We start from the raw sequence: 23,348 nt of genomic DNA on the forward strand, positions 1-23,348 counted from the left end.
CCGGGTACTGCCAGTCCCTCCCTCGCGGCGGGGGCCGGGCGTAGCGTGGGTGCCATGACCAACAGCGACGACGTGCGGAAATTCCTGACTTCCCGCCGGGCCAGGCTCACACCGGACGAAGCCGGGCTGCCGGCGTATGGCGGCAACCGGCGCGTGAAGGGCCTGCGCCGGGAGGAGGTGGCCATGCTCGCCGGGATGAGCATTGATTACTACATCCGGCTGGAACGGGGAACCTCTCCGGTGCCTCGGACAGCGTGCTGGAGGCGCTGGCCCGGGCGTTGCAGTTGGACGACGCCGAGACAGCCCACCTGTTCGACCTGGCCCGGGCGTCCACGGCTGCTCCGCGGGTGCGGCGGAAGCGGAGCCCGCTGACGGTGCGGCCCAGCGTACAGAGGGTCATTGACGCGATTACCGCTGCGCCGGCCTGGGTCCGCAACGACCGCGGCGACGTCCTGGCCGCCAACGAGCTGGGCAGGGCCCTGTACCTGGAAATGATGACCGACGGCGGCACCCCGCCCAACAGCGCACGGTTCACGTTCCTGAGCCCGAAGGCGCGGGAGTTCTTCGCCGACTGGGAACGCGCCGCGGACGACATTGTTGCCGTCCTGCGGTCCACGGCCGGGAAGAACCCGTATGACAAGGACCTTTCCGACCTGATCGGGGAGCTCTCCACCCGCAGCGAGGAGTTCCGCACCCGGTGGGCCCGGCACGACGTGAAGTACCACCGCACCGGCCGCAAACGGCTCCACCACTCGATCGTGGGGGACCTGGACCTGACCTACGAGGCGCTGGAGCTCCCCGCCGATCCTGGGCTGCGGATCAACGTCTACACGGCCGAGCCGGGCTCGCCGTCCGAGGACGCCCTCAAAGTCCTGGCCAGCTGGGCCGCTACGCAGGCGGAACCGGCCCAGGCATCGGTCACGGAAACCAACTGACGTCTCCGGTGGTTCCGCAGCCAATTGCCGCAGGAACTTGGGGCTCCTATGATGATTTCACCGTTTCCTCTCTGCGCCGAACAGAGACGTTACTAAGGTCGCGATTGCCGTGACGAAGAATCCTTTCAGGCATCAGACAAGTGAATCGACCAAGCCTGAGCAGCCCGGAGATCATCACAGGCTGCATCTGGGAGAGTGGCTGAGGCGGGAGGACGAGGGTGTCGAGGGTGCCTACAGCAGCATCTTCCTCAGCTACCATGACAGGCCGCTCCCGCCGGTGAGAACTTGCATCCAAGGCCATGAGATTCTGCCGGGGCAGGATCACTGTTCGCACGGGCATCCTGTCGGATAGGACGGGTGCACAGCCCCGTTTTCTCAGCTGGCTGGCTTGCAGATCCGGTCCAGGGTCTCGTTGAGGGTCGATTCCACTTGGCCGTTCAGCAGTACACGCTTGTTCTCCGTGGACGGGTCCTCAAGCTCCGTGGGCATTGGCGGCGTCGTGACCGTCATGGCGGCCTGGTACCGGCCGTCGCTGCTGCTGACCGCTACCGTCTGATATTCCCAGAACCCACCCCGTCCTTCATGTCTCGACTCCCTCGAGCATCCGTCAGCGTGCTCCCACAGACCCAGCCCGTACGGGCTAAAGCCGGGGCTGGTCTTCATCTCGCGCAGGGACGCCGCCGAGACCGCGCGTCCCTGGAATATCCCGGCCATCAGGAGGTTCAGGTCGTCCATAGTCGAGATCGCGCCGCCGGCTGGGTTGGGGTCGGCGAGGGTGATGTCTGTGGTGTCAATCCGTTCTCCGCGGAGGGTGACATAGCCGTGCAGAAGTCCGGGCTCATGCGGGTCGACGCGAGCCAGGCTGGTGTTCTTCAAACCGAGGGGGTCAAAGACCTCCTCCTGCATGATCTGCACGTAGGGCTTGTGCCGCAACGTCTGGAGAAGGATGCCGAGCGCGAAGTAGTTTGTGTTCGAGTACTTGAAGGACCCCACACTGGCCTCGGTCCAGGGGAGCGTCCCCGCTAATTGGAGGGCCTCCTCCATGGTGAGCGTCTTTGAGAGCCCGGCGCGGAAGTCAACATCGTGCGGCAGGGCATCGTTGACCTCGGGCATCCCGGACGTGTGGCTGAGGAGTTGCCTCACGCTAATGGGACCGGGAGGCTTGAGCGCGGATGTGAACCCGGGAATGACGTCATTGACGGGATCGTCGAGGCCGATCAGGTGGTCGTCCACCAGTTTCAGCACCGGGATGGCCGTCATTGTCTTGGTGACGCTTGCCACCGCAGCCCGGTCCGTGGGCTGGGCCGGGGTCCTGGTCTCGAGGTCTCGCACGCCGTAGGCCTTTGACCATTGCCCCTCGGGCCAGCGGATTTGTACGACGGCGGCCACCGCGCCTTGGTCCATGAACAGCTGCGCCTGGCTTTCCAGGGAAGCGAAAAGACTCGGTGGGCTTGATGACGGTGCGGGCTCGTCGGGGAATAAGTACAGCCAGTTAGCGTGAGGGCAACGGCGAGTCCCGCTCGTCTCCACAAACGATCCTTCGTCCGCCGATTCAAGCCGTTGGCGCTGTGGTGGGCCAACATGTAAGCCTGCGATTCATTTCCTGGTCCTTGCGGCTGGGCCTAATTTACACCCCTGCCCAACGCCTCATAAGGGTTGCAGCTACCCCATATCAAGCAGGGTTCGGCGACGTGTCGAATACAGGACCAAGCCTGGCCCGGGTGGTGGGCCGCCGGGCCCGCGGCGTGGACCTTAGTCGTGCTTCAGGCCGCCCAGCCGCGGGCAACGGCGTCCAGGGCGGCGGCGTAGACGGCCGCCCAATCGGCATCCGGTGGGCCGACTTGTGCCAGTTCCAGACTGACCAGGCCATGGACCTGCCCCCAGATGGCCGCGGCGACCAGTTCCACGGGCGCTTCCAGGAGTGTCCCGGCGGACTGTGCAGAAGCGACGGCGTCCATCAGCGGCTGCATGGCATTGAGGGCAACGTCCGGGTCCGGCCGGCACTCGACGTAGGCGGCCAGCACGCCACCAAACATCAGCCGGTAGAGTGCCTGGTGCTCCAGGGCCCAGGCCCGGTACGCCACGCCAAGCCCCTGCAGGCCGCCGTCGGCTGCGGCCACCTGCGACTCGCCGAACGAGCGGAAGCCATCCTCCACGACTGCGGTGAGCAAGCTCGATTTCCCGCCAAACAGCGAGTAAACGGCGGTGGTGGAGGTCCCCGCGGCCGCGGCCACGTCCCGCATCGTCACCCGCGCCGGACCAGTGCGGTCCACCAGGTCAGCCGTGACGGCCAACAGGTCCTGCCTCAGGGAATCGTTATGCACAACAGGTCTTGCCATGGACCCCATTGTTTCATAACCTTGTTTTGTAACAACGTTACATAACACCGTGCCGAAGGGGTTCCCATGTCGCAGAAGGTATTTCCGGGCCGCTATACGGCCGATCCGGGCCGGGAGTCCGTCACGGTGTTCCTGATCGGGATGCGGGCCAACCGGTGGTGGAAGGTCGGGACCGTGGGGAGGGTTGGTGCCGCCATGGGGCGGATGCTTCAGCATTTGGGCGATGACCCGGCAGCGGGGATGCTCGGTTACCAGCAATGGGTGGGGCGTACCACCATGATGCTCAGCTACTGGGAGAGCCCGGAGCACCTGCGGAAGTTTGCAGCGGACAGGGATGCGCCCCATCTGGAACCCTGGCGCCGTTTCATGAAGGAGCTCGCCGGAACCGGAGACGTCGGCGTCTGGCATGAGACCTATCAGGTGCCCGCTGCCGGCATCGAGGTCATCTACAGCGGGATGCCGCTCTTCGGGCTCGCCAAGGCAACCAACCATGTCCAGGTCGGAGCGGGCACCAACACCGCCAAGCAGCGGATGGGACGGGCTGCCCACCCAGCCGGCGGTTCCTGATCATAGCGGGGCGCTTTCCTGGCGCCGGGCCGTGGACTGCCTGCCGTTCGTCTCATGGTCAGATTCGGTCACGAGAAAACCGCCGTGCTCAGGGGGTCTCCATGCTGACCGAGGGGAGGGTCAGGACCGCCGTTGTTCCCTCTCCCGGGATGCTGGACAGGACGACGTGGCCGCGGTGGTTTTCCACGATGGATTTGGTGATTGCCAGCCCCAGGCCGGCGCCGGGAATGGTCGAGGAATGTGCCTTTGCGGCGCGGAAGAAGCGGGTGAAGGCCTGGTCCAGCTCGTCCTCGGTCATGCCGACGCCGGTGTCTGTTACTTCGCAGCGGAGTCGTGCCCAGTGGCATCGACCGTGACGGTCACCGTGCCGCCGCGCGGAGTGTATTTGATGGCGTTGGAGATTAGGTTGTCCACGGCTTGGCCGAGGCGGTCCGGGTCGAAGTGACCCGTGGCCGCTCCGCCTGCGACCAGGTCCAGGGTGATGCCGCCGGCCTTGGCACGTGGGTGGGCGGCCTCAACACAGTGCCTGACAACTTCACAGAGGTCAGCGGGCCGCGGATTAGTGGTCACGGTGTCCGCGGCGATCGTCAGCAGGTCCCCGACAAGGTGCAGGAGCCGCTGGGCATTCCGTTTTGCGACGGTCAAGTACATCTCGATGTCGGAGCCAAGATCCGTTTCGTCCAGGGCCAGGTCCATGTAGCCCAGGATCGAGGTCAGCGGGGTCCTCAGCTCGTGGGAGACGCTGGAGACGAACTGGTCCTTGGCCGAGAGTGCTTCGACCAGCGCTGTGACATCGGTGAACGCCATGACCGCTCCCCGGTGTTCGCCACGGGAGTCACGGATCAGCCGGCACGTTGCGGAGTAGGCCCTCTGACTGGTTCCGTTGTCCGCCCAGATCAGTTCGTCGGTGAAGGACTCCCCTCGTGCCGCCCGGAACCCGGGGCGTCGCTCTGGAGGCAGGGCATGCTTCCGGTCGGGACCAAAGACGAGAAAGCCCGGTGGTTCCTCCGACAGCAGCCTCCCGGTGACGGTGCCGCCGAAATGGCTGCTGAATTGGTGATTGGCAAGCACCGCCTGACCCTTGGCGTCGACGGCGCATACTCCTACACTCACGGTGTCCATGACGCTGCTAAGCAAGCGCTCACGGTCCTCGCTGGCAACCAGGAGGTCCCGGACCTCGCAGCCCTGTGCTTCCAGCTGCTGCCGCTGCAGCGAGAGGGCGTTGGCAATCGCGAAGGATGTCAGTGCGACTGCTCCGAGGATGACTGGCAGCAGGACGATCCGGATGAAGTCTGGGCCGTCAAAGCCCGTGCCCAGCATGACCGGGGGCAGCACGGCGCTGAGGATGGTGGCGACGACGGCGTAAAGGACGCCGCTGCGACGCCGGTCCGCGGCCAACCATACGACGGGAAAGACCAGGAGGAAACCCAAAACGGTGAGGTACTGGTCGGCGGCCTCGCGGGAAATCCCCACGACTATGCAGTCCAGGAACGGAATGATGAGCACGGCCCGTTCGGGCAGCCGGCCCCACGGCACCAGGGCGCACGCAGCGAGTAAGAGCACGTGTGCTCCCAGGCTGTAGATGAATGGGCCGGCCACGTCGAGTTGGGGGTGCAGGACCATCGTCAGGACCACGACCATCAGCATCGTCACAGAAAGCGGCAGCTGGAACAGCACCGCCCTGCCTCTGCGCCCCAACGTCCGGTAGTACGCATATAACGGCTCAAAAAGCATGGTATCCCCTTATCCCTGCCCTGAACGCTTGTGGAAGAAACCTACCCCGCAGGGTGCTCAATCAACAGCAACGCCGGTCCGGAATCTCTGTCGGCGCGGGGCATTTGTTGCACGTTTCTCCTGGACGTCCGGCGGCGCAGTAGAATCCGGATCTGACAGGAGAACAGATGACTGACGCAGGCAAACAATCAAGCCCCACCCCGTACGTCCCGCGGAAGATCGGCGGGCCGGTGCTGATGGGCGTCGTGCCCGGCCAGCCGCTTGCCGTCGCCCACCGGGCCGTCGAGCTGGCGTTCAGCCTCGGCGTGAAGCTTGTCTGTGCCTATGTGGACGTGACCACCTACCTCGCCGAGGAGCCGGACGGCAGGGTGGAGGCCCGGCCGATCGACCCGGACGGGGTTGATGACGATATCGAAGGAATCAGTGCCACCATCGCCGCGGACCTCCGTGCGGCCTTCGACGGATCCGGCATCGACTGGTCCTTCGTGACCCTTGCGGGTGACCCGGCCCGGGCTCTGGGACGCCTGGCGGAGTCCGCTGATGCGTCCGTCATTGTGGTGGGCACCCGCGAGCGCGGGCTAGGGGCGCGGCTTGAGGAACTGCTGGTGGGATCCGTGGCGGTGCACCTCACCCACCGCCAGCATCGGCCCGTCCTGGTGGTGCCGCTGTCGCCGCACAGGCACCAGCCGAAGGCGGCTCACTGATGGAACCGCCTGTCCCCGACGCCGAGGCCCAGGCGGGAACCGCGGACAAGCAGGCGCACGACGACGGGACCGGACGCCCGGAGCCCGGCAGCCGGGAGGCTGCAGCGGACCAGGGGACGCTTGGTGCGGCGCGCCCCCACCGGCCGGTGCACCTGCATCCGGGGTTCCTCCTCGTAGTCATTGCGGGTGGCATCCTGGGGGCACTGGCGCGTTATGGGCTGAGCGGCATCCTGCCCGCGCCGGGCGGCTGGCCGGTTCCCACCCTGGCCATCAATCTTTCCGGGGCATTCCTGCTCGGTCTCCTGCTGGAGGCCCTGGTGCGGCGGGGCCCTGATGCGGGGCGGCTTCGGCTGATCCGGCTGTTCGTCGGCACCGGCTTCATGGGCGCGTTCACCACGTACAGCACGCTGGCGCTGGAAACGAACACCCTGTTCGGGGCCGGCCGCGTCACGGACGGGTTGCTCTACGTGGGGGTCAGTGTGGTGGCGGGCGCCGCTGCCACCGTGGCGGGAATTTGGCTGGCGGCAGGCCACCACGCACGGGCCACCGATCACCGGAAGACTCTGCAGAAGGAGAGTCGGTGAGCGTCGCCATCATCATCCTGGTCGGCGTCGCCGGCGGGCTCGGGTCGGCCACCCGGTTCGTGGTGGACGGCCTGGTCCGGTCCAGAGCCCGCACCGCCTTGCCGGTGGGAACCATCATCATCAATGTCACGGGCTCGTTCCTGCTTGGCTTGCTCGCCGGAGCCGTGATCGTGCATGCCGCGCCCGCCGAGTTGCAGGCCATTGCCGGCACCGGGTTCCTGGGCGGGTACACCACGTTCAGCACGGCAAGCTTTGAGACGGTCCGGCTCATCCAGTCCCGCCGCACTGGGCTGGCCCTCCTCAATGGCGTCGGCACCGCGCTGGCCGCGGTGGCCGCTGCTGCCGGCGGGCTTGCCTTGGGCGGACTGTTGTAGCCAGGTCAGGCCCGCGGGCACCCAGGCGGCATCTCTTGCCGCGAGGCCGTCAACCTGGGTGGCGGAGTTCCTGGGCGCCACCGAGTAGGAGCCCGGCGCAAAGCATTGCGGCCGGTTACGGCGCGGGGCTACGTTGTGGCGATGGAGCGCAAGGCAACACCGGGCGACATTGATGCCATCTGCAGGGGCCTTCCCGAGGTTGTGCTGGGGACCTCCTGGGGTGACCGTCCCACCTACAAAGTGCCGCAGGGACCCAAGGGCCGGGGCTTCGTGCTGTACCGGGCCCCGCACAAGACGGCCATTAATCCGGAATCGGGCGAGCCGTACCAGGACCTGCTGGTCATCGTGGTCCCGGACGATGCCGCGAAGTCAGCACTGGTGGAGGACCCGTCGCTGCCGTTCTTCACCGTGCCCCACTTCGACGGGTACAACGCCGTCCTGGTGCAGGAGTCCCGGCTTGGCGAGATGTCACGCGAAGAGCTGGCGGAGATCCTTGTGGAAGCCTGGGCGGCCCGGGCACCCAAAAGGCTGGTCAAGGAGTTCTTCGCCGGCCGCTGACTCACGACGCCGGTCCGCGCCGTGCCCCATGACGCCCCGTCCCCGGGTGGGCGTCAGCCAAAAGGAGCCGCCGCCTGTCAGGCCGCCAGGTGGAAGGTGTCCGCAAAGCGGCGGAGGAGGTCTCCCGGCCCGCTCAGCACCCGGATCACGCCGCTTTCGATCGCCCGGTCCGGTGCCATGTCGCCGGAGATGAGCAGCCGGATGTCCGGCCCGGCGGCAAAGGCGAGGTCCGCCGCGCCATCACCGCGGATGACGTCGAGGCTGGGCCCCTGGACCCTGATCAGGAGGTCGGCGGACCCAAAGTGGGCCGCGTAGGCGGTGGCGGGCAGGGCGGCCGCCACGTCCGGCCGAAACGCCGTTCGCAGGTCCATGGTCATCGAGTCGGGGCTGATGACCTGGTCCTCGCGGGGGTCGCCCATGGCCTTGAAGCCCCAGGCGCCCAGCGCGAGAACCACCGGTTCGAGTTCCCGTCCGTACGGCGTGAGCTCGTAGACGATGACCCGAGAGCGTGGCGCACGGCGGATCACGCCGGCCGCCTGCAGTTCCTTGAGCCGCGCGGCCAGGATATTGCTCGGGATCCGTGGCAGGCCCTCGGCGAGCTCACCGTAGCGGCGCGGCCCCACGAGCAGGTCGCGGACAATCAGCAGGGCCCACCGTTCGCCCACGATCTCCATGGCCCGCGTGATGCCCGAGTACTGTCCGTAGTCGCGTGCGGCCATGAACCTCAGGCCTGCTGGTTCATGAAGGCTTCCGGGCCCTGTTCGGCGGCGGCGGCTTCCATGTAGCCAAACTCCAGGATGTTGCCATCCGGGTCGGTCAGCTGGCGCTGGTACATGAAGCCGTAATCGGAAGCGGGCTGGGCCTCGGTTCCGCCTGCTGCCAGGCCACTGGCAACGCTGGCGTCCACCGCTTCCCGGCTCTCCAGGAAGATAGCCGTGGTGGCCGATACGGTCGCGGACGGGTCGCCAATGGGCCGGTCGCTGAAGGTCTGGAAGTACTCGCGGACCAGGAGCATGAAGTAGCTGTGGTCTTCCTCCACCACCACGCACGCGGCGTTGTGGTCGGTGAAAAGCGGGTTGATGGTGAAACCCACCGCCGTGTAGAACGCCTTGGCGCGCTCCAGGTCTGTCACGGGCAGGTTTACGAACATTGAGGTCATCACGGTCTCTTTTCCCAAGATGGAGTGGATAACCTCGATACTTGCAAAAAGCAAGTGAGGGGTCAATACCCTGAGCGCGTGCTTTCAGTCCGTTCGTTCAACCGCTTTTCAGCCCCGCAGGACCGGCGGTTTCGGTCCCGTGCCAGCCGCAATGTCAGCCCCGCGCCAACGGGAGTGCCAGCCTCATGGTCGTCCCGTCGGATCCGGTCCGCTGTACGTCCACGGTGCCGCCGGCTGCGGTGGCGATGTCGCGGACCAGGGCCAGGCCTATGCCAAAGCTCCGCCTGCCCCCGGATCCGTCCAGCCCAGGCGCGCGGACGAACCGGTCAAAGATCCGCCCGGGGTCCACCCCGGTGATGCCGGACCCGGTGTCTGCCACCAGGACCACGGCCCGGGATCCCTCAACACTGGTGCTGATGGTGATGGTTCCGCCGGCTGGGGTGTGGGCCAGCGCGTTATCGGCCAGGGCCAGGATGGCGCGCCGCAGCGAACCAGGATCCGCGCGCACCCACGCCGCGCCGGCATAGGAGAAGTCCAGCAGGACGCCCTGTTGGCCGGCCAGGGCCTGGAGGCTTTCGGCGGCGGACCGGGCAACCGCCGCGACGTCCACCGGCTCCGGTACGGCACCTCCGGGCGCGCCGGGGGAGCCGGTCGCTGCCAACAGGAGTTCGTTGACGATGCCCGTCAGCGTGGCCGCGTCCTCCCGGATCTTCGCCAAAGCCTGCGCCGGCTCGGACCCGGGTTCGGCCTTGCGCTGCGCGAGCTGGATGCGGGTATCAAGGATTGCCAGCGGGGTGCGGAGTTCGTGGCTGGCGTCCTGGACGAAGCGCCGTTGCCTGGCCAGGGCCTCGCCCAGCGGCCGGATGGCGCTTCGGGCGCTGATCCAGCCCACCACGCCGGCCAGCACGATGCCTGCCAGCCCCGCCAGGATCATGCCCTCGATCAGGTCCTTCGAGTCCAGGTAGGTGTAGGCCTTGCCTGCAGTGGAACCGGGCGGAGTGGGATGGGCCAGCTTGTTCATGAGGAACACGGTGGCGGCAGCGAGCAGCACCAGCACCAGGACGGCCACGCCGGCGCTGATCCGCAGCGCCACCTTCAGGGACGCGCGACGGAGGGTGTCCTGGTCCGGATCCCCAGGGCGGGGGGAGCCAAGGCCGGAGGAGCCGGTGCCGGAGCTTTGGGGAGAGGTCATGAGGGGTCGCCGATCTGGTAGCCCACGCCGTGGACGGTGCGGATGACGGTCCGGGAGATCTTCCGGCGCAGGTGGTGGACGTAGGTGTCGATAACGCCGGGCTGGTCCGTGGACTGGAAATGCGCGGCGAGCAGGTCGTCGCGGGTGAACACCCTGCTGGGTTCGGCGGCCAGCGCCGCCAGGACTTCGGCTTCCTTGGCGGTCAGCGTCACCACCTCGCCGTAGGCGGAACGGACAGCGCGCGACGCCGGATCGAAGTCCCAGCTGCCGATGCCCACCGGTCCCGCGGGCGGGGCAAAGGTACGCGTCAGTGCGCGCAGCCGCGCCGCCAGCTCGCCGGCGTCGAACGGTTTGGTCATGTAGTCGTTGGCGCCGGTGTCCAGCCCGCGGACCTTCTCATCCGTCTCGCCCAGCGCGGTGAGGATCAGGATGGGGGTGGCGATGCCTTTGGCCCGGAGCGCCGCGATGACGGCCAACCCGTCCATGACGGGCAGGCCGCGGTCAATCACCATCACGTCCCAGGGCTGCGTCAGCCCCAGGTGCAGGGCTTCCTGCCCGGTGGCGGCGAGCCGGATCCGGTAGTCCGGCTCCAGCAGTTCCGCGATCAGCGGTCCCAGCGCGGGATCGTCCTCGGCGAGCAGCAGGGAGGGCCGGTCCGCGGTGGTCATGCGGCCTATTCTTCCGTGAAAGAGTCCTGCCGGGCGCTGGTGCCCACCGTGTCGAGGTGCGGCGGGGCACCCGCGGCAGCGTCGTCGTCGTACTCTGCGGCACGCTCGACGGCGGCGCGGCGGTTGGCGCGGCGGCGCTTGAGGTATTCCACGGCCCAAGGCACCACGGACACCAGGACCATGAGCACGGCGATGACGTCGATGTTCTTGGCGATGATTTCGTAGTGCCCCAGCCAGGTGCCCAGGAGGGTCACGGACGTGGCCCAGGCGGCGGCTCCCACAATGTTCCACAGCGTGAAGGCCTTGTACCCGTAGCGGGCGGTTCCGGCGGTCAGCGGGGCGAACGTCCTGATGATGGGGACGAAGCGGGCCAGCACCACGGCAGCGCCACCGTGCCGGCGGAAGAAGTCCTCGGTGGCAGTGAGGTGGGCGGTCTTCAGGACCTTGGCGTCGTCCTTGAACCAGCGCCGGCCGAACCGACGTCCCAGCAGGTAACCCACCTGGTCGCCGGCGATGGCGGCGGCCGTGATCACGCCGATCAGGACGGGGAGGGCCAGCCGGCTGCTGGTGCAGGAGCCCGGCGGTGAAGAGAAGCGAATCCCCGGGCAGGAACGGGAACAGGACGCCGGATTCGATGAAGACCATCCCGGCGATCACGCCCAGGGCTGCCGGTCCCAGGCCGCCCAGCAGGCCGGCGGGGTCCAGCAGGGACGGTGATCCGGTGGTGGCCATGGCGGTGACCAGGTCAGGGGTGAGGAAGCTGTGCATGGGGGTCCTTTAGCGTCGGCTGGACGGGGTGGTGAGCGCGGCGGGCAGGCGGTCGAAGAACCGGGGAGCGAAGCGGTTCCAGAGCCCGGCGAGCAGCACGAAGGCGGCGCTCGCGGCCAGGAATGAGGCCGCCACGTCGGTGGGGTAGTGCACGCCGACGTACAGCCGGGACCACGCCACGATCACGGCCATGAGGGCGCCGGCAGCGGCCACCAGCTTGGACCAGCGAGTGCCCCGGGACAGGAAGTACAGGGCGAAGGCCAGGGCGACGGCGAAGCTGACGTGGCCGCTGGGGAAGCTGTTGGATCCGGTCTCCGGCGCCAGGGGGTCGAACAGCAGGGCCGGGTTGGGCCGTTGCCGGGCGACGATCAGCTTGAAGACTTCGCTGGCCACCCAGCCCGAGCACGCCACCACGCCGAAGGCAACAGCCTTGGCCAGGTCGCGGCGCACCAACAGCACCACCAGGGCGATGACGGCGATCAGGCCCAGGCCGGCCACCGGGCCGAACACGAGGTTGATGCCCATTGCGACGGCGGTCAGCACGGCAACGTGGTGCGTGCTGAGGTCCTGGTCCACGTGCAGTTCGGCGGCGGTGTCGCCGGGCAGGCCTGCACCGTGAAACCGAGGGCGACGACGGCGGCGCACAGCAGTGCGCCCAGCAGCAGCCAGTGCCGGGCCTGGGGGAGCACGGGGAACTGGGTGCGGGCTGCGTCGGTGGTGCGGGGGCCGACTGTTGTCTTGTGGGCTCGGGTTGGTCCGTTCACGAATCCTCCGGGATGGTCCTGCGGCGGACAGGGTTCTGTCCGTGGTCTCTGTTTCGATCCTTCCCCAGGGTTCCTAAGAAAGGCTTAAGAACGTGTCCGCCGCAGGACCGCGGAAGGCGCACGCTCAGGTCACGGGCCGGCCGTGATCGCGGTGAGGAGTGCTGCTCCGTCGGGGCTGCCCAGGCCGGTGCAGGGGTCCCAGCCGGCGGCAGCCTTGTAGGTGCCGTTGTTTCCGGTGGTGATATCGCGGAAGGCCGCCTTGTTGCGGTACAGCAGCGGCTGGATCTGCCCGAAGGTGCGGTTGGTGGACTCCGCCAGGAGGGCGATGAGTGCCGCCCAGAGCGGTGCTACGGCGCTGGTGCCGCCGATGACCATGTCCTTGCCGTCCACCCGCACTTTGTAGCCGGTCTGGGGGTCCGCCACTGCGCTGACGTCCGGCACTCCGCGGCCTTTCGTCCCTGCGGGGTGGTGGCCGCCGTGGTGTGCGGACTGGCCTGACTGCCAGGCGGGGACGGGGAAGGTGTCGCTGTAACCGCCTCCGGTGGCCGAGTGCGGGCCGTCGTTCCACACGGTCTCGGAGGTGATGGTCCCGGTGGCGGGGTCCGCGTCGAGGCGGGTTCCGCCGCAGGCCAGCGCGTGGGGGCTGGAGGCGGGGAAATCGGCGTGGTCTTTGCCGTCCGTGGCGCCGTCTGCGCTGCCGTTGTCCCCGGCGGCGGCGGTGACGGTCACGCCCAGTGCGGTGGCGTCGGCCAGGGCCTGGTCGAAGGCTGTCCGGGCCTGGGCGGTCCAGTCGTCCTCGCTTTGGCCCCAGCTGATGCTGATGGACGTGGGTGCCGGGGTGGCGTGGGAGGCGTTAATGATGGCGTCGAGGAATCCGGCGTCGGTGTTGGGGGCGAAGTAGACCGGAATGTCCGCCTGGGGCACCAGGGCGCCCACCACTTCGATGTCCAGGAGGACTTCGCCGTCCGCGCCCGTGGGATCCTGTCCGGGATGGTTCGCGGCGCCGTCGACTCCCACTGCCCGCACCGTGGGCCCGGTGATGCCCAGTTCGGCGAAGTAGGCGTCCAGGTCGGATTGGGCGAAGCCGCCGCCGAGTTCGATGATGGCTACGGTCTGGCCGGCGCCGCCGCCGCCCGCGGGGAAGTTGTAGATCCGGGCGAGTTCGGGCGGTGTGTAGCTGGTCCCGGATGCCGCCCTCGGAATCGCATGGAACTGGGCGCGCGCCTGGGGCCGGTCGTCAAGGCCCAGTACCGCCGTGACAACGCCGTCCAGTTCCGCGGGGATCTCCAGCCCTCCGGTCCTGTGCCGGTGGGTGACGTCGTGGCCGTGCGGACCGCTGCTGGTGACTTCCTCCAGGCTGGTGCCGAAGATCCGGCTCAGCACCTCCACCGTCCCGGCGAGGCGGAGGCGGCGGGAGGCGGCGTCGGCCTCGACAACCTCGGCGCCGAGTCGGGTGAAGGTCTCGGTGGCAAGGTTCAGGTCAGCGTCGGAGGCGCCGTGGCGGGCTGCCAGTTCGTCGCGGGTCAGGGGCTGGGCGGGCTCGCGGGAGGTCTCCGGCAGCGGTTCCTGGCGGCGCAGGATCACGGTGACCTCGATCCTGTGCGCGGGATTGACGGGACCCAGGGTGTTTTGGATCCGTGCCGCCGTGGGGCGATCTGAGCCGGGGAGGGGGACACGGCTCTCTGCGTGCTCGGGGGTGGGGTTGGTGTGCTCGGACATGGGATGGCTCCGTTCTTGGTCAGGCAAGGCCCATTGTGCTCCGCGCCACTGACAATGAACAGGGAACATTGGTCCCTCCGGAGCCGCCGGCGACCCATCAATTCCCCTCCGCCGGCGCAGATTCCGTGGCGCGCCGGATATGTGGGGCGCGCCAGGTAATTGGGTGCGCAGGTGAACGTCTGCGCCGGCGTAGGACTAGATGGCCACCGTGAAGGGTATGACCGTTACCCCGGAGTTTGTTGAACCCAGCTTGTTGTCGCGGCAGGACGTTCTGAGGTGCAGTTTGTGCACGCCGTTGGCGAGGGTCCGGGTATCGATCGAGATGGGAGCGGATCCAAACGGTTCAGGGCCATACGGACCGGCAGAATCCCAGAGCACGGTTCCGCGGTTTGCCGGCATGGCATGGAAATCGGGGTCGATGGAAATGAATGAGTGCGTCGCCGGGAGTGAAGCATTGGGGTGGGTGGTCAAACCCACTTCCGGAGTCCAGATGCCTGATACCGGAGCATCCGGAAGGGGGACGCTGCGGACCGACGCCTCACAATACCCGGCGTGGGTGTACCACCCCTTGCCGCGCAGGAAGGGGTACCTTGAAACGTCAGACTGGGACCTGCCGTTCTGGATGTCGGTTTGCCAGTTGAGGCTGGTCCGCATTTCGTTGCCGTCCGGCTCCGGGACAAACGCGCGGAGATGGATCTCCTGCAGTCCTGAGCGGTTGAAATCCGTGATTGGGCGCGAGAACGTCAGCCAGCGTTCGCAGGTGCCGGCGCACACGAAGTCGCCGTCGCCGCTGCTGGATGGGCCTGGGCAGGTGAAGTCGGATGCGGTGGCCCTCAGGTAGCACTTTTGCACGACGGTCTCTGAGTCGGTGGTTATGAATACCATCGAGACGTAGTTGGCCGTGCCGGGGTTGTCGTGGAGGATCACGCGCACATTCACGGTGACGTTGCCCGAACTGATCGTTTCCCGTTCGGGGATGCAGGCCCCCAGGTGGACATGGCCGTTATTGGTGATGGAGTTGTTGGCTTGGTCAACGTCCGGCATCCACCACGACTGGCTGTCCACAAACTGCCTGGTCTCTGCGTATATGGTTCCGTCGGCCGGGGGTGCCCCGATGCAGGGTCCGGCCGCGGCCCGGGCGGCGCTTGGTGCCAGGACGGGAAAGACCATGCAGGTCAACGCAAAAGCAATTACTGGAGCCAAGAACCGTCTCATGACCATCCATCTTCAAAGTCGCCACCGTCCGGAATGTCCGGACGGGCCTAGTCTGTGGATTCGGGAGGCCGCGCGCCCGCGCTGTGCCTGTCGCCGGCGTCGAAAACGCCGGACCGTGAGATGTTTCGCTGTTGCCTGAGGCCACCTGAGGCGTGGTTAGTATAAGCCCGGGGAGAAGGGGCAATCCAGAGTTCCAGCGCGCGTTACGACGCCGGTCTCCCACCTTGGGCGGCCAACGTACGACGCCGGTTTCCCACCTTGGGCGGCGCGGACCCTTCAACAGGATCCGCGCCGCCGCCCAACCACAGCCGCCCAGCGATAGGGGACTCCGTCAGGGGAGAAGCTCCTCAAGCACCTGGCCCTTGGTTTCGACGGCGAAGAAGATGGTGATCAGTCCGCCGATGAGGGCGACGGCCGCGAACACCGTGAAGACCAGGCTGATGCCGTAGTTGTCCACGATCCAGCCCACCAGGATGGGTCCGATCGCGGAGCCGGCCCGCAGCCAGGCGCTGCCGAAGCCGGTGCCGATGGCGCGGAGCCGGGTGGGGTAGAGCTCGGCGGAGTAGAGGTAGAGGGAGAAGGAAATGGTTTGCAGGATTGCGTAGGCGATGCTGGCGAACACCACCACTTGCGTGGCTGAGACGGCACCCAGTGCGCTAGCGTTACCGGTTCCGCTCCGGTCTCGCGAGCGCGATTCTGGCGATGTCCATATTCCGCGCCGCACCGCTTTTTCCTCTTCGCTGCTAGGGGCCGCCGCGGCCCTGCAATGGCGGCTTCGACGCTCAGATTCCATTCCGCGAAGCAGATTCCTCGGCGCGCCAGAAATGTGGGGTACGTGAGGGTGCATCCGCGTCGAAGGTGGATTTCTAAGTCGAGAACGGCAGCAAGGCACGACGGCGGCCCGCGCCTTGGGCAATCACCCCGCCATGTCGCAGCCTCCAGGGCGGCCCTGCCGGCGACACGCAAATTCCGTGCCGACCCGCAGATTCCCTCCCGCGCCGTGGCGGCCATGCGGCCCGTAGTCGCCCGCGATGCCCAGAATCCATTTCGCCGCGCAGATTCCGTGGCGCGCCAGACACGTGGGGTGCGTGAGGGTGCGTCCGCGTCGAAAGTGGATTTGTGCGTCGAGAACCGGGACAACGTACGACGGCGGGCCTCGCCTAGGGCAGTCAGCGCACGACGGCGGCACGCGCCACGCGCAAAAGGTGAGCGGGCGTTGGGGGAAAGGTGGTCGGAAGTGAGCGGGCGTTGAGGGGAAGGCGGTCGAAGGTGAGCGGGCGTTGTGGGGGAGGAGCGGTCGAAGGTGAGCGGGCGTTGGGGGAGGAACGGTCGAAGGTGAGCGGGCGTTGCGGGAAAGACGGTCGGAAGTGAGCGGGCGTCGGTGGGAGAGCGGTCGAAGGTGAGCGGGGGTTTGAGGGGGTGCACGCTTGACGAGGTCCGCCGCGCCCGCATATCCTGAACGAACGGTCGGTAAATAATTCCGAGCCGCCCGACAGGTCTTTGCATAGGAGCAACCATGGCAGCGCAGAACTTGCAGTCAGTGCCGGCTGAGCTAACCCAAGAAGCGGACGCCGCGGGCCAGGCCCACTTCGACCGCATCATCGCCGAGGACTCCCGGATCGAGCCCCGCGACTGGATGCCAGCGGCTTACCGCAAGACCCTCCTGCGCCAGGTCTCCCAGCACGCCCACTCCGAGATCATCGGCATGCAACCGGAGGCCAACTGGATCTCCCGCGCCCCCAGCCTGAAGCGCAAGGCCATCCTCATGGCCAAGGTCCAGGACGAGGCCGGCCACGGGCTCTACCTCTACTCCGCCGCTGAAACCCTGGGCCAGTCCCGGGACAAGATGATGGACGACCTCATCGCCGGCAAGGCCCGTTACTCCAGCATCTTCAACTACCCGGCCCTGACCTGGGCGGACATGGGCGCCATCGGCTGGCTGGTGGACGGCGCAGCCATCTGCAACCAGGTCCCGCTGTGCCGCGCGTCGTACGGCCCCTACGGCCGGGCCATGGTCCGCATCTGCAAGGAAGAGTCGTTCCACCAGCGCCAGGGTTTTGAGATCCTGCTGGAACTCTCCAACGGCACCCCCGCACAGAAGCAGATGGCCCAGGACGCCGTGAACCGCTGGTACGCCCCGGCCCTGATGATGTTCGGGCCGCCGGACGACGATTCCCCCAACTCCAAGCAGTCGATGGCCTGGAACATCAAGCGGTTCAGCAATGACGAGCTCCGCAGCCGCTTTGTGGGCATGATGGTGGAGCAGGTCCGGGTCCTGGGCCTCACCCTCCCCGATGACCAGGTCCGCTTCAACGAGGACACCAAGAAGTGGGAGCACGGCCCGCTGGACTGGCACGAGTTCCAGGAAGTCCTGGCCGGCCGCGGCCCCTGCAACGCCCAGCGCCTTGAGCGCCGGAGGGCAGCGCACGACGACGGCGCCTGGGTCCGCGAGGCAGCCGCCGCGTACGCAGCAAAACAGCAGGCAAAAGAGTCGATGAAGACGAAGGAACACGCAGCATGAGCCCCATGGCCCCCCACGGCAACCCGGAAACCCCGGCCAGCTCCGCCACCGAGATCAACCGCGAAGCCCCCAAAGCATCACCAGCGCCGGAGGAGCACCACGACCGCGGTGCCTGGGGCCTTTGGGAGGTCTTCGTCCGCTCCAGCCGCGGCCTGAGCCACGTGCACGCCGGGTCCCTGCATGCACCGGATGCCGCCATGGCCCTCCGCAATGCCCGCGACCTCTACACCCGCCGCAACGAGGGCGTGTCCATCTGGGTGGTCCCGGCGGATGCCATCGCGGCCAGCGATCCCGATTCCAAGGGTTCCTTCTTCGAGTCCCCGCAGGGCAAGGATTACCGGCACGCCACGTACTACACCAAGAGCGAAGGGGTGAAGCACCTGTGAGCACCCCTGAAACCCAGGCGGAAACCAGCACGGGCCACGGCGACATCTCCACCGGCGTGGCCGGCGGCGACTCCAACGCATCGGCAACAAGAATCACCCCCGGCAACGCCCTGCGCCCGGAGGACATCGCGCTCGAGGTCAAGACCGGCCTGGTCAAGCCCAGCGGGGACGTCGCCGAGTACGCACTGAGGCTGGGCGATGACGCCCTGATCCTCGCCCAGCGGCTGGGCCACTGGATCTCGCGCGCCCCCGAGCTGGAGGAGGACATCGCCCTGGGCAACATCGCCCTGGACCAGCTGGGCCACGCCCGCAGCTTCCTCACCTACGCCGGCGCCGGCCTGCCCAAGGAGGACGGTACGGCCACGTCCGAGGATGAGCTGGCCTACTTCCGCCGCGAACACGAGTTCCGGAGTGTCCAGCTGTTCGAGCAGCCCAACGGGGACTTCGCCGCCACCATCGCCCGCCAGTTCGTGGTGAGCTACTACCAGTACGAGCTCTACCGCCGCCTCACCGAATCCACGGACGCCACCCTGGCAGCCATCGCCGCCAAGGCCGTGAAGGAAGTGGATTACCACCGGGACCACAGCAGCCAGTGGGTGCTGCGCCTGGCCGGCGGCACCGAGGAATCCCGCAAGAGGATGATCCACGGCCTGCGCCTCATGTGGCCGTACGTCAACGAACTGTTCCAGGACGATGACCTGACGCAGCGCCTCGCTGAGGCGGGCGCCGCCGTCGCGCCTTCCAGCCTTAAAGGCGACTTTGACCGCCTGGTCACCGCCGTCCTCACCGAGGCCGAGCTGGAGGTCCCGGACGTGCCCGCAGCCCCGGGTGGCGGCCGGTATGGAAAGCACTCGGAGCACCTGGGTTACATCCTCGCGGAGATGCAGGTGCTGGCCCGCGAGCATCCCGGGGCCAGCTGGTGACTGCCATGTACATCTCGGACTTCGAAACCCGCACGCAGACGCCCCGGCAGAAGGCGTGGGACATCGCCGCCACGGTGGTGGACCCGGAAATCCCGGTGCTCACCATCGCGGACCTGGGGATTTTGCGGAAGGTCGACGCCGGCACGGACGGAAGCGTCACGGTCACCATCACGCCCACCTACTCGGGCTGCCCGGCCATGGACGCCATCCGGGACGACCTCTACACGGCCTTCAAGAAGGAGGGCTACGGGGACGTGCACGTGGACCTGGTCCTGGCCCCGGCGTGGACCACGGACTGGATGACGGAGGCCGGCAAGCAGAAGCTGCAGGAGTACGGCATCGCCCCGCCCAGTGGCCACTCCAAGGCTGGCGGCCACTCCGGCCCCATCCGGCTGAGCCTGGCGGTGAAGTGCCCGCAGTGCAACAGCCTGAACACCAAGGAACTCACCCGCTTCGGTTCCACGTCCTGCAAGGCGCTGTATGTGTGCCAGGACTGCAAGGAACCGTTCGACTACTTCAAAGTCCTGTAAGGAATCCCCATGCCTGTTGTCCGCCAGACCGCCGCCGAAGAGGCTGAGGTGACCGGCCGCCGTCGTCCGTCCTTCCATACCCTCACCGTGCAGGAGGTGCGCCGGCTCACGGAGGACGCCATCGAGGTCAGCTTCCACGTCCCCGCGGAGCTTGCCGGCAAGTTCGATTACCTGCCCGGCCAGTACGTTGCCCTGCGCACCACGCTGCCGGACGAGGAAGGCGAGCCGAAGGAAATCCGCCGCAGCTACTCCATCTGCGCCGAGCCGCGCAGCTTCGAGGACGGCACCAGCGAAATCCGGGTGGCCATCAAAAAGGACCTGGGCGGGCTGTTCTCCACCTGGGCCAACGCCGAGCTGAAGGCCGGGGACACCCTGGACGTGATGAGCCCCATGGGCGCGTTCGTGTCCAAGCACGGCCGCGACGGTGTGGCCGTGGAGCAGAACGTCATGAACTCCATGAACCACCCGGAAGACCTCGCGGGGGAGGCAGGGAACTTCGTGGCCATCGCCGCCGGGTCCGGGATCACCCCGGTGATCGCGATCGCCAGGACGCTGCTGGCCGCCAACCCGGAGACCCGGTTCGACCTGATCTACGCCAACAAGGCCGCCATGGACGTGATGTTCCTGGAGGAGCTGGCGGACCTGAAGGACAAATACCCGCAGCGGCTGGCCATCCACCACGTGCTCTCCCGGGAGCAGCGGATCGCGCCGCTGCTCTCCGGCCGGATCGACGCCGAGAAGCTGCAGCAGCTGCTGGGCACCGCCCTGCACGCGGACGATGTGGATGAGTGGTTCCTGTGCGGGCCGTTCGAGCTGGTGCCGCTGTGCCGGGACACCCTGGCCGAGCGCGGGGTGAAGCCGGAGAACGTCCGGTTCGAGCTGTTCACGTCCGGCAAGCCGGACCGCCCGGAGGGCCAGGCCGGCCGTCCCGTGGTGGTGGACGAGTCCAAGGAGACGTACAAGATCAGGTTCAAGCTGGACGGCCTGCAGGGCGAGGTGGCCAGCCCCACGCACGCCCGCGAGTCCATCCTGAACGCGGCGCTGCGGGTCCGCCCCGACGTGCCGTTCGCGTGTGCCGGGGGAGTGTGCGGCACCTGCCGGGCCAAGGTGGTCACCGGCAGCGTGACCATGGACGAGAACTACGCGCTGGAGCAGGATGAGCTGGACAAGGGCTACGTGCTGACCTGCCAGAGCCACCCCACCAGCAAGGAAGTCACGGTCGACTTCGACGTCTAATCCGTTTTCACCAAAAGGAGCCCCATGATTTCCCTTTCCATCAGCAACGGCATCGCAGAGGTCGTCCTGGACGCCCCGCACAAGCTGAACTCGCTTGATGAGCAGGCGCTGCGGGATTTAACCCAGGCATACGACGACGCTGCTGCCGCCGCCTCGCGCGGTGAGGTGCGGGCGCTGCTGCTGAGGGGAGAGGGCCGGGCCTTCTGCGCGGGCCGGGACATCGCCGGGGTCACCCCGGAGAGCGACGACGCCGCAGCGTACCTGGGCGGGCTGGTGGAGCCGTTGCTGAAGAAGATGGCCGCGTTCCCTGCGCCGACGTTCGCCGCGGCCCAGGGCGCCTGCCTGGGCGTCGGGCTGGGTCTGCTGCTGGCCACGGACGTGGTGTACGTGGCGGAGAACGCCAAGTTCGGTTCGCCGTTCGCCAAGCTGGGCGCCACGCTGGATTCGGGCGGGCACTGGTACTTCACGGAGCGCCTGGGCATGCACCGCACGCTGGACCTGATTTACACGGCGGACCTGATTTCGGGGGCAGAGGCGGTGGCGCAGGGCATGTTTAGCCGTGCCATGCCGGCGGCCGATCTGCTGGACTCCACCCGGGCGATCGTTGCGCGCGTCGCTGCCGGTGCCACCGGGGCGTTCGTTGCCTCCAAGGAACTGGTGGCGCACATCCGCGACCAGCGCCTGGGCCTGTGGCAGGCCATGCAGGAAGAGAACGAGGAGCAGGCGCGCCTCTGCAAAACAGATGATTACGCCGAGGGTTTCCGGGCGTTCCAGGAGAAGCGCGAACCGAAATTTACCGGGTGACCGTGAAGAATTCCGGCCCTCCCGATGTGCCCAATCTCTACCTGAGGAGGTAGTCGTCGTCTCTGATTACTTTCTTGGCCACAGGTTCTTCCCGTGGAGCTTCCGATACATCGGAGTTCTCAAAGGCTTCGTTCAGGGCATCCTCTACGTCGGGTAGTTTGCTCGCAGACTGCTTCGGATCGGGACGGTCCGCCCGGTGGAAGCGATCCAGCATCGCTCTCAAGCGGTACCTTTCCCTGGCTCGCGCATTGGCTCGCAAGTGGATCTCTTTCTCCGTAACTGCGTCATTTATTGCCAAGAGTGCTTCTTCCTCGGCACGTACCGATTCGTGGTGCAGCCTCGATTTTGACCGGGCTCTTCGGATCAAAGCTTCGGCGTGCGCCTCGTCATCCACTGCACTCATAAAGGCTGCATGTCCGGTCTTCTTCGTGATCGAACGGACCAGCTTCAGTACTACCGCAGAAATCTCGAAAGCGAAGATGACCCAGCGCCAGAGGTCTTTCTGCAGAGCGGCAGACGCACTGTAGTAAACATGGCAGGGTTCGATGGCGTTCGGCGATGCTTCCGCCTGCTGAGTGCCCGTGCTAGGCGGTGTGGCCGTCGAAGTTGAGCTGACGGTTGGATTCACGCAATTGGCTGGCGACGGAGTCGTCAGCTGCTCCAGGGCTTTCATCCTCAGCAGCAGGCCGGCATCCTCCAGAGTCTGAGGCGCCGTGCTCTTGAGTTGATTCTCTGCTTCGGTCTTTGCTCCACTTTGAACGTAATCACGCGCAGCTCGAACACCGGCCTCGTTATCAATATCTGACTTCTTGGTGTCAACGCTCTGCTGGTTGAGATCTTTATAGGGTCTTACTGCGTTGTCGTAGGCTTCATTAAGCAGTTCTACCTGTTGAGGGCACCCTTGGATGCGGACGGGATAGAGCCGGCCCGCGGCATCAAAGCGGTTGACTGTGTAGTCCCAACAAGCCACACTAACTCCTGCCGCCGCGAGATCTCGAAGCCCGCTTTGCCTGGTTGTCTCTGCTGCGGCGACTGCTGCTGTGGCAGCGACCAGGTCGGATTGCAGCGTTTCCTTGCGCTTCTCGGCTTCATCGATCACCTTTTGTTGCGGCGCTGCCAGGGAGTTTGCAAGCGCGGACACTTTACTGGTGTAGTCGGCGCTGGCAGCAAGTTGATCTACTTTCATTTGTTCATGTATTTCAGTACCGAAAATGGTCAACAGCAAAATCTCGGCAAACAAAAGCGATGTCAGAGATGCAATGATAACCCGGGGCAGGATTTTTAGGGTCTCAATTAAGAAGTTTCCTACCCAACCGAATGAGCGCGACCAATAGTTGCTGTATTGCGTCGGTGAGAATCCTGACGTTGCGTCCGAAACTAGCCACCTGTCAAATCCGAGTATGAGTACAAAATAGACCAACCCCACCACAGCGAGCGGCCCATCAGTAAGTCCCCAAATAATATTGGCCGCCACCGTCAGCGATACGGAACCAATCGTTGCGGAAAGAAGCAGTGAGAATCCGAGCCCAACGTAGTAGTTACGGTCGACTCCCCATCGATTCAATCGTGCGCGGTTGCCGCCGGCCAGGGTTAAGAGCAAATCGCCAAGCAAGTGGAATCCGCCAAGGAACCGGGTATGGAAGCGGCTCATGAGTTTGCCCTCCTCAT

General features: G+C 66.5%; 25 protein-coding genes and 2 pseudogenes. 13 read left to right on the forward strand and 14 right to left on the reverse strand.

All coding sequences use genetic code 11. From position 1 onward, the window contains the following. The first annotated feature begins 54 nt into the window (after positions 1-54). Positions 55-935: pseudogene (locus tag ACX5I6_RS09495) on the forward strand (helix-turn-helix transcriptional regulator). A 375-nt stretch (positions 936-1,310) separates the two neighbouring features. Here the strand turns inward: ACX5I6_RS09495 and ACX5I6_RS09500 are convergent. Continuing rightward, on the reverse strand, positions 1,311-2,339 hold the full coding sequence (locus tag ACX5I6_RS09500) for a serine hydrolase domain-containing protein (protein WP_461840300.1): 1,029 nt from the start codon (positions 2,337-2,339) through the stop codon (positions 1,311-1,313). Between the two features lie 359 nt (positions 2,340-2,698). Continuing rightward, positions 2,699-3,274 carry a TetR-like C-terminal domain-containing protein gene (locus ACX5I6_RS09505; protein ID WP_461840301.1) on the reverse strand — a complete coding sequence of 192 codons (576 nt, stop codon included), beginning with the start codon at positions 3,272-3,274 and terminating at the stop codon, positions 2,699-2,701. A gap of 66 nt (positions 3,275-3,340) precedes the next feature. On the opposite strand from ACX5I6_RS09505, the gene ACX5I6_RS09510 reads away from it, so the two are divergent. Beyond that, positions 3,341-3,841: a DUF4188 domain-containing protein gene (locus ACX5I6_RS09510; RefSeq protein ID WP_461840302.1), complete on the forward strand. Its 501-nt coding sequence runs from the start codon at positions 3,341-3,343 to the stop codon at positions 3,839-3,841. 88 nt (positions 3,842-3,929) lie between these two features. On the opposite strand, the pseudogene ACX5I6_RS09515 reads toward ACX5I6_RS09510, so the two are convergent. Further along, a pseudogene (locus ACX5I6_RS09515) lies at positions 3,930-5,575 on the reverse strand (PAS domain-containing sensor histidine kinase). Between the two features lie 167 nt (positions 5,576-5,742). Between ACX5I6_RS09515 and ACX5I6_RS09520 the strand changes: the two are divergent. The 4 genes from ACX5I6_RS09520 (at position 5,743) to ACX5I6_RS09535 (ending at position 7,795) form a co-directional block, all read left to right on the forward strand. Then, on the forward strand, positions 5,743-6,279 hold the full coding sequence (locus ACX5I6_RS09520; protein WP_018761646.1) for a universal stress protein: 537 nt from the start codon (positions 5,743-5,745) through the stop codon (positions 6,277-6,279). Further along, positions 6,279-6,863 carry a fluoride efflux transporter FluC gene (locus ACX5I6_RS09525; protein WP_018761645.1) on the forward strand — a complete coding sequence of 195 codons (585 nt, stop codon included), beginning with the start codon at positions 6,279-6,281 and terminating at the stop codon, positions 6,861-6,863. The genes ACX5I6_RS09520 and ACX5I6_RS09525 overlap by 1 nt, the downstream gene beginning before the upstream one ends. After that, positions 6,860-7,237, forward strand: coding sequence for a fluoride efflux transporter CrcB (gene crcB, locus ACX5I6_RS09530; RefSeq protein WP_018761644.1), 378 nt, complete (start codon positions 6,860-6,862; stop codon positions 7,235-7,237). Before ACX5I6_RS09525 ends, crcB begins: the two co-directional genes overlap by 4 nt. A gap of 141 nt (positions 7,238-7,378) precedes the next feature. Continuing rightward, positions 7,379-7,795 (forward strand): MmcQ/YjbR family DNA-binding protein, encoded by a 417-nt coding sequence (locus ACX5I6_RS09535; protein WP_461840303.1) that lies wholly within the window; start codon positions 7,379-7,381, stop codon positions 7,793-7,795. A gap of 77 nt (positions 7,796-7,872) precedes the next feature. On the opposite strand, the gene ACX5I6_RS09540 is transcribed toward ACX5I6_RS09535, so the two are convergent. From ACX5I6_RS09540 to ACX5I6_RS09560, 5 genes are all read right to left on the reverse strand, one after another. Further along, positions 7,873-8,514, reverse strand: coding sequence for a winged helix-turn-helix transcriptional regulator (locus ACX5I6_RS09540; protein WP_285247135.1), 642 nt, complete (start codon positions 8,512-8,514; stop codon positions 7,873-7,875). 5 nt (positions 8,515-8,519) lie between these two features. Continuing rightward, on the reverse strand, positions 8,520-8,954 hold the full coding sequence (locus ACX5I6_RS09545; protein ID WP_461840304.1) for a VOC family protein: 435 nt from the start codon (positions 8,952-8,954) through the stop codon (positions 8,520-8,522). Positions 8,955-9,108: 154 nt separating this feature from the next. Continuing rightward, positions 9,109-10,146 carry a sensor histidine kinase gene (locus ACX5I6_RS09550; protein WP_461840305.1) on the reverse strand — a complete coding sequence of 346 codons (1,038 nt, stop codon included), beginning with the start codon at positions 10,144-10,146 and terminating at the stop codon, positions 9,109-9,111. Then, positions 10,143-10,814 carry a response regulator transcription factor gene (locus ACX5I6_RS09555; protein ID WP_461840306.1) on the reverse strand — a complete coding sequence of 224 codons (672 nt, stop codon included), beginning with the start codon at positions 10,812-10,814 and terminating at the stop codon, positions 10,143-10,145. Before ACX5I6_RS09555 ends, ACX5I6_RS09550 begins: the two co-directional genes overlap by 4 nt. 5 nt (positions 10,815-10,819) lie before the next feature. After that, entirely contained in the window at positions 10,820-11,347 is a 528-nt protein-coding gene (locus ACX5I6_RS09560; RefSeq protein ID WP_461840307.1) for a DedA family protein, read from the reverse strand. Here ACX5I6_RS09560 and ACX5I6_RS09565 point away from each other — a divergent pair. Next, on the forward strand, positions 11,340-11,531 hold the full coding sequence (locus ACX5I6_RS09565; RefSeq protein ID WP_461840308.1) for a hypothetical protein: 192 nt from the start codon (positions 11,340-11,342) through the stop codon (positions 11,529-11,531). The genes ACX5I6_RS09560 and ACX5I6_RS09565 overlap by 8 nt on opposite strands. Positions 11,532-11,591: 60 nt before the next feature. Here ACX5I6_RS09565 and ACX5I6_RS09570 read toward each other — a convergent pair whose 3' ends face one another. From ACX5I6_RS09570 to ACX5I6_RS09590, 5 genes are all read right to left on the reverse strand, one after another. After that, on the reverse strand, positions 11,592-12,158 hold the full coding sequence (locus ACX5I6_RS09570) for a phosphatase PAP2 family protein (protein ID WP_461840309.1): 567 nt from the start codon (positions 12,156-12,158) through the stop codon (positions 11,592-11,594). Beyond that, on the reverse strand, positions 12,119-12,346 hold the full coding sequence (locus ACX5I6_RS09575) for a hypothetical protein (protein WP_461840310.1): 228 nt from the start codon (positions 12,344-12,346) through the stop codon (positions 12,119-12,121). Before ACX5I6_RS09575 ends, ACX5I6_RS09570 begins: the two co-directional genes overlap by 40 nt. A gap of 129 nt (positions 12,347-12,475) precedes the next feature. Then, the gene (locus ACX5I6_RS09580) at positions 12,476-14,065 is read right to left on the reverse strand and encodes a S53 family peptidase (RefSeq protein ID WP_461840311.1); all 1,590 of its coding nucleotides are present in this window, start codon (positions 14,063-14,065) and stop codon (positions 12,476-12,478) included. A 195-nt stretch (positions 14,066-14,260) separates the two neighbouring features. After that, positions 14,261-15,235, reverse strand: a complete 975-nt coding sequence (locus ACX5I6_RS09585) for a hypothetical protein (protein WP_461840312.1) — start codon at positions 15,233-15,235, stop codon at positions 14,261-14,263. Between the two features lie 376 nt (positions 15,236-15,611). Further along, complete coding sequence (locus ACX5I6_RS09590) at positions 15,612-16,127, reverse strand: MFS transporter (RefSeq protein ID WP_461840313.1); 516 nt, start codon at positions 16,125-16,127, stop codon at positions 15,612-15,614. Between the two features lie 669 nt (positions 16,128-16,796). Here ACX5I6_RS09590 and paaA point away from each other — a divergent pair. Genes paaA through ACX5I6_RS09620 form a run of 6 tightly spaced genes read left to right on the forward strand, consistent with a single transcriptional unit; the run spans position 16,797 to position 21,680 of the window. Beyond that, positions 16,797-17,801 carry a 1,2-phenylacetyl-CoA epoxidase subunit PaaA gene (gene paaA, locus ACX5I6_RS09595; RefSeq protein ID WP_285247144.1) on the forward strand — a complete coding sequence of 335 codons (1,005 nt, stop codon included), beginning with the start codon at positions 16,797-16,799 and terminating at the stop codon, positions 17,799-17,801. Positions 17,802-17,806: 5 nt separating this feature from the next. After that, positions 17,807-18,187 (forward strand): 1,2-phenylacetyl-CoA epoxidase subunit PaaB, encoded by a 381-nt coding sequence (paaB, locus tag ACX5I6_RS09600; protein WP_461841695.1) that lies wholly within the window; start codon positions 17,807-17,809, stop codon positions 18,185-18,187. Beyond that, positions 18,184-19,110, forward strand: a complete 927-nt coding sequence (paaC, locus tag ACX5I6_RS09605; protein WP_461840314.1) for a 1,2-phenylacetyl-CoA epoxidase subunit PaaC — start codon at positions 18,184-18,186, stop codon at positions 19,108-19,110. The genes paaB and paaC overlap by 4 nt, the downstream gene beginning before the upstream one ends. A 5-nt stretch (positions 19,111-19,115) precedes the next feature. Then, positions 19,116-19,640: a 1,2-phenylacetyl-CoA epoxidase subunit PaaD gene (gene paaD, locus ACX5I6_RS09610; RefSeq protein ID WP_461841696.1), complete on the forward strand. Its 525-nt coding sequence runs from the start codon at positions 19,116-19,118 to the stop codon at positions 19,638-19,640. 9 nt (positions 19,641-19,649) lie between these two features. Further along, entirely contained in the window at positions 19,650-20,876 is a 1,227-nt protein-coding gene (paaE, locus tag ACX5I6_RS09615) for a 1,2-phenylacetyl-CoA epoxidase subunit PaaE (RefSeq protein ID WP_461840315.1), read from the forward strand. 24 nt (positions 20,877-20,900) lie between these two features. Further along, positions 20,901-21,680 carry an enoyl-CoA hydratase/isomerase family protein gene (locus ACX5I6_RS09620; protein WP_461840316.1) on the forward strand — a complete coding sequence of 260 codons (780 nt, stop codon included), beginning with the start codon at positions 20,901-20,903 and terminating at the stop codon, positions 21,678-21,680. 37 nt (positions 21,681-21,717) lie between these two features. Here ACX5I6_RS09620 and ACX5I6_RS09625 read toward each other — a convergent pair whose 3' ends face one another. After that, positions 21,718-23,331, reverse strand: a complete 1,614-nt coding sequence (locus tag ACX5I6_RS09625) for a DUF4407 domain-containing protein (RefSeq protein WP_461840317.1) — start codon at positions 23,329-23,331, stop codon at positions 21,718-21,720. Positions 23,332-23,348 lie beyond the last annotated feature (17 nt).

It is taken from the genome of Arthrobacter sp. MMS24-T111, from assembly GCF_054888995.1.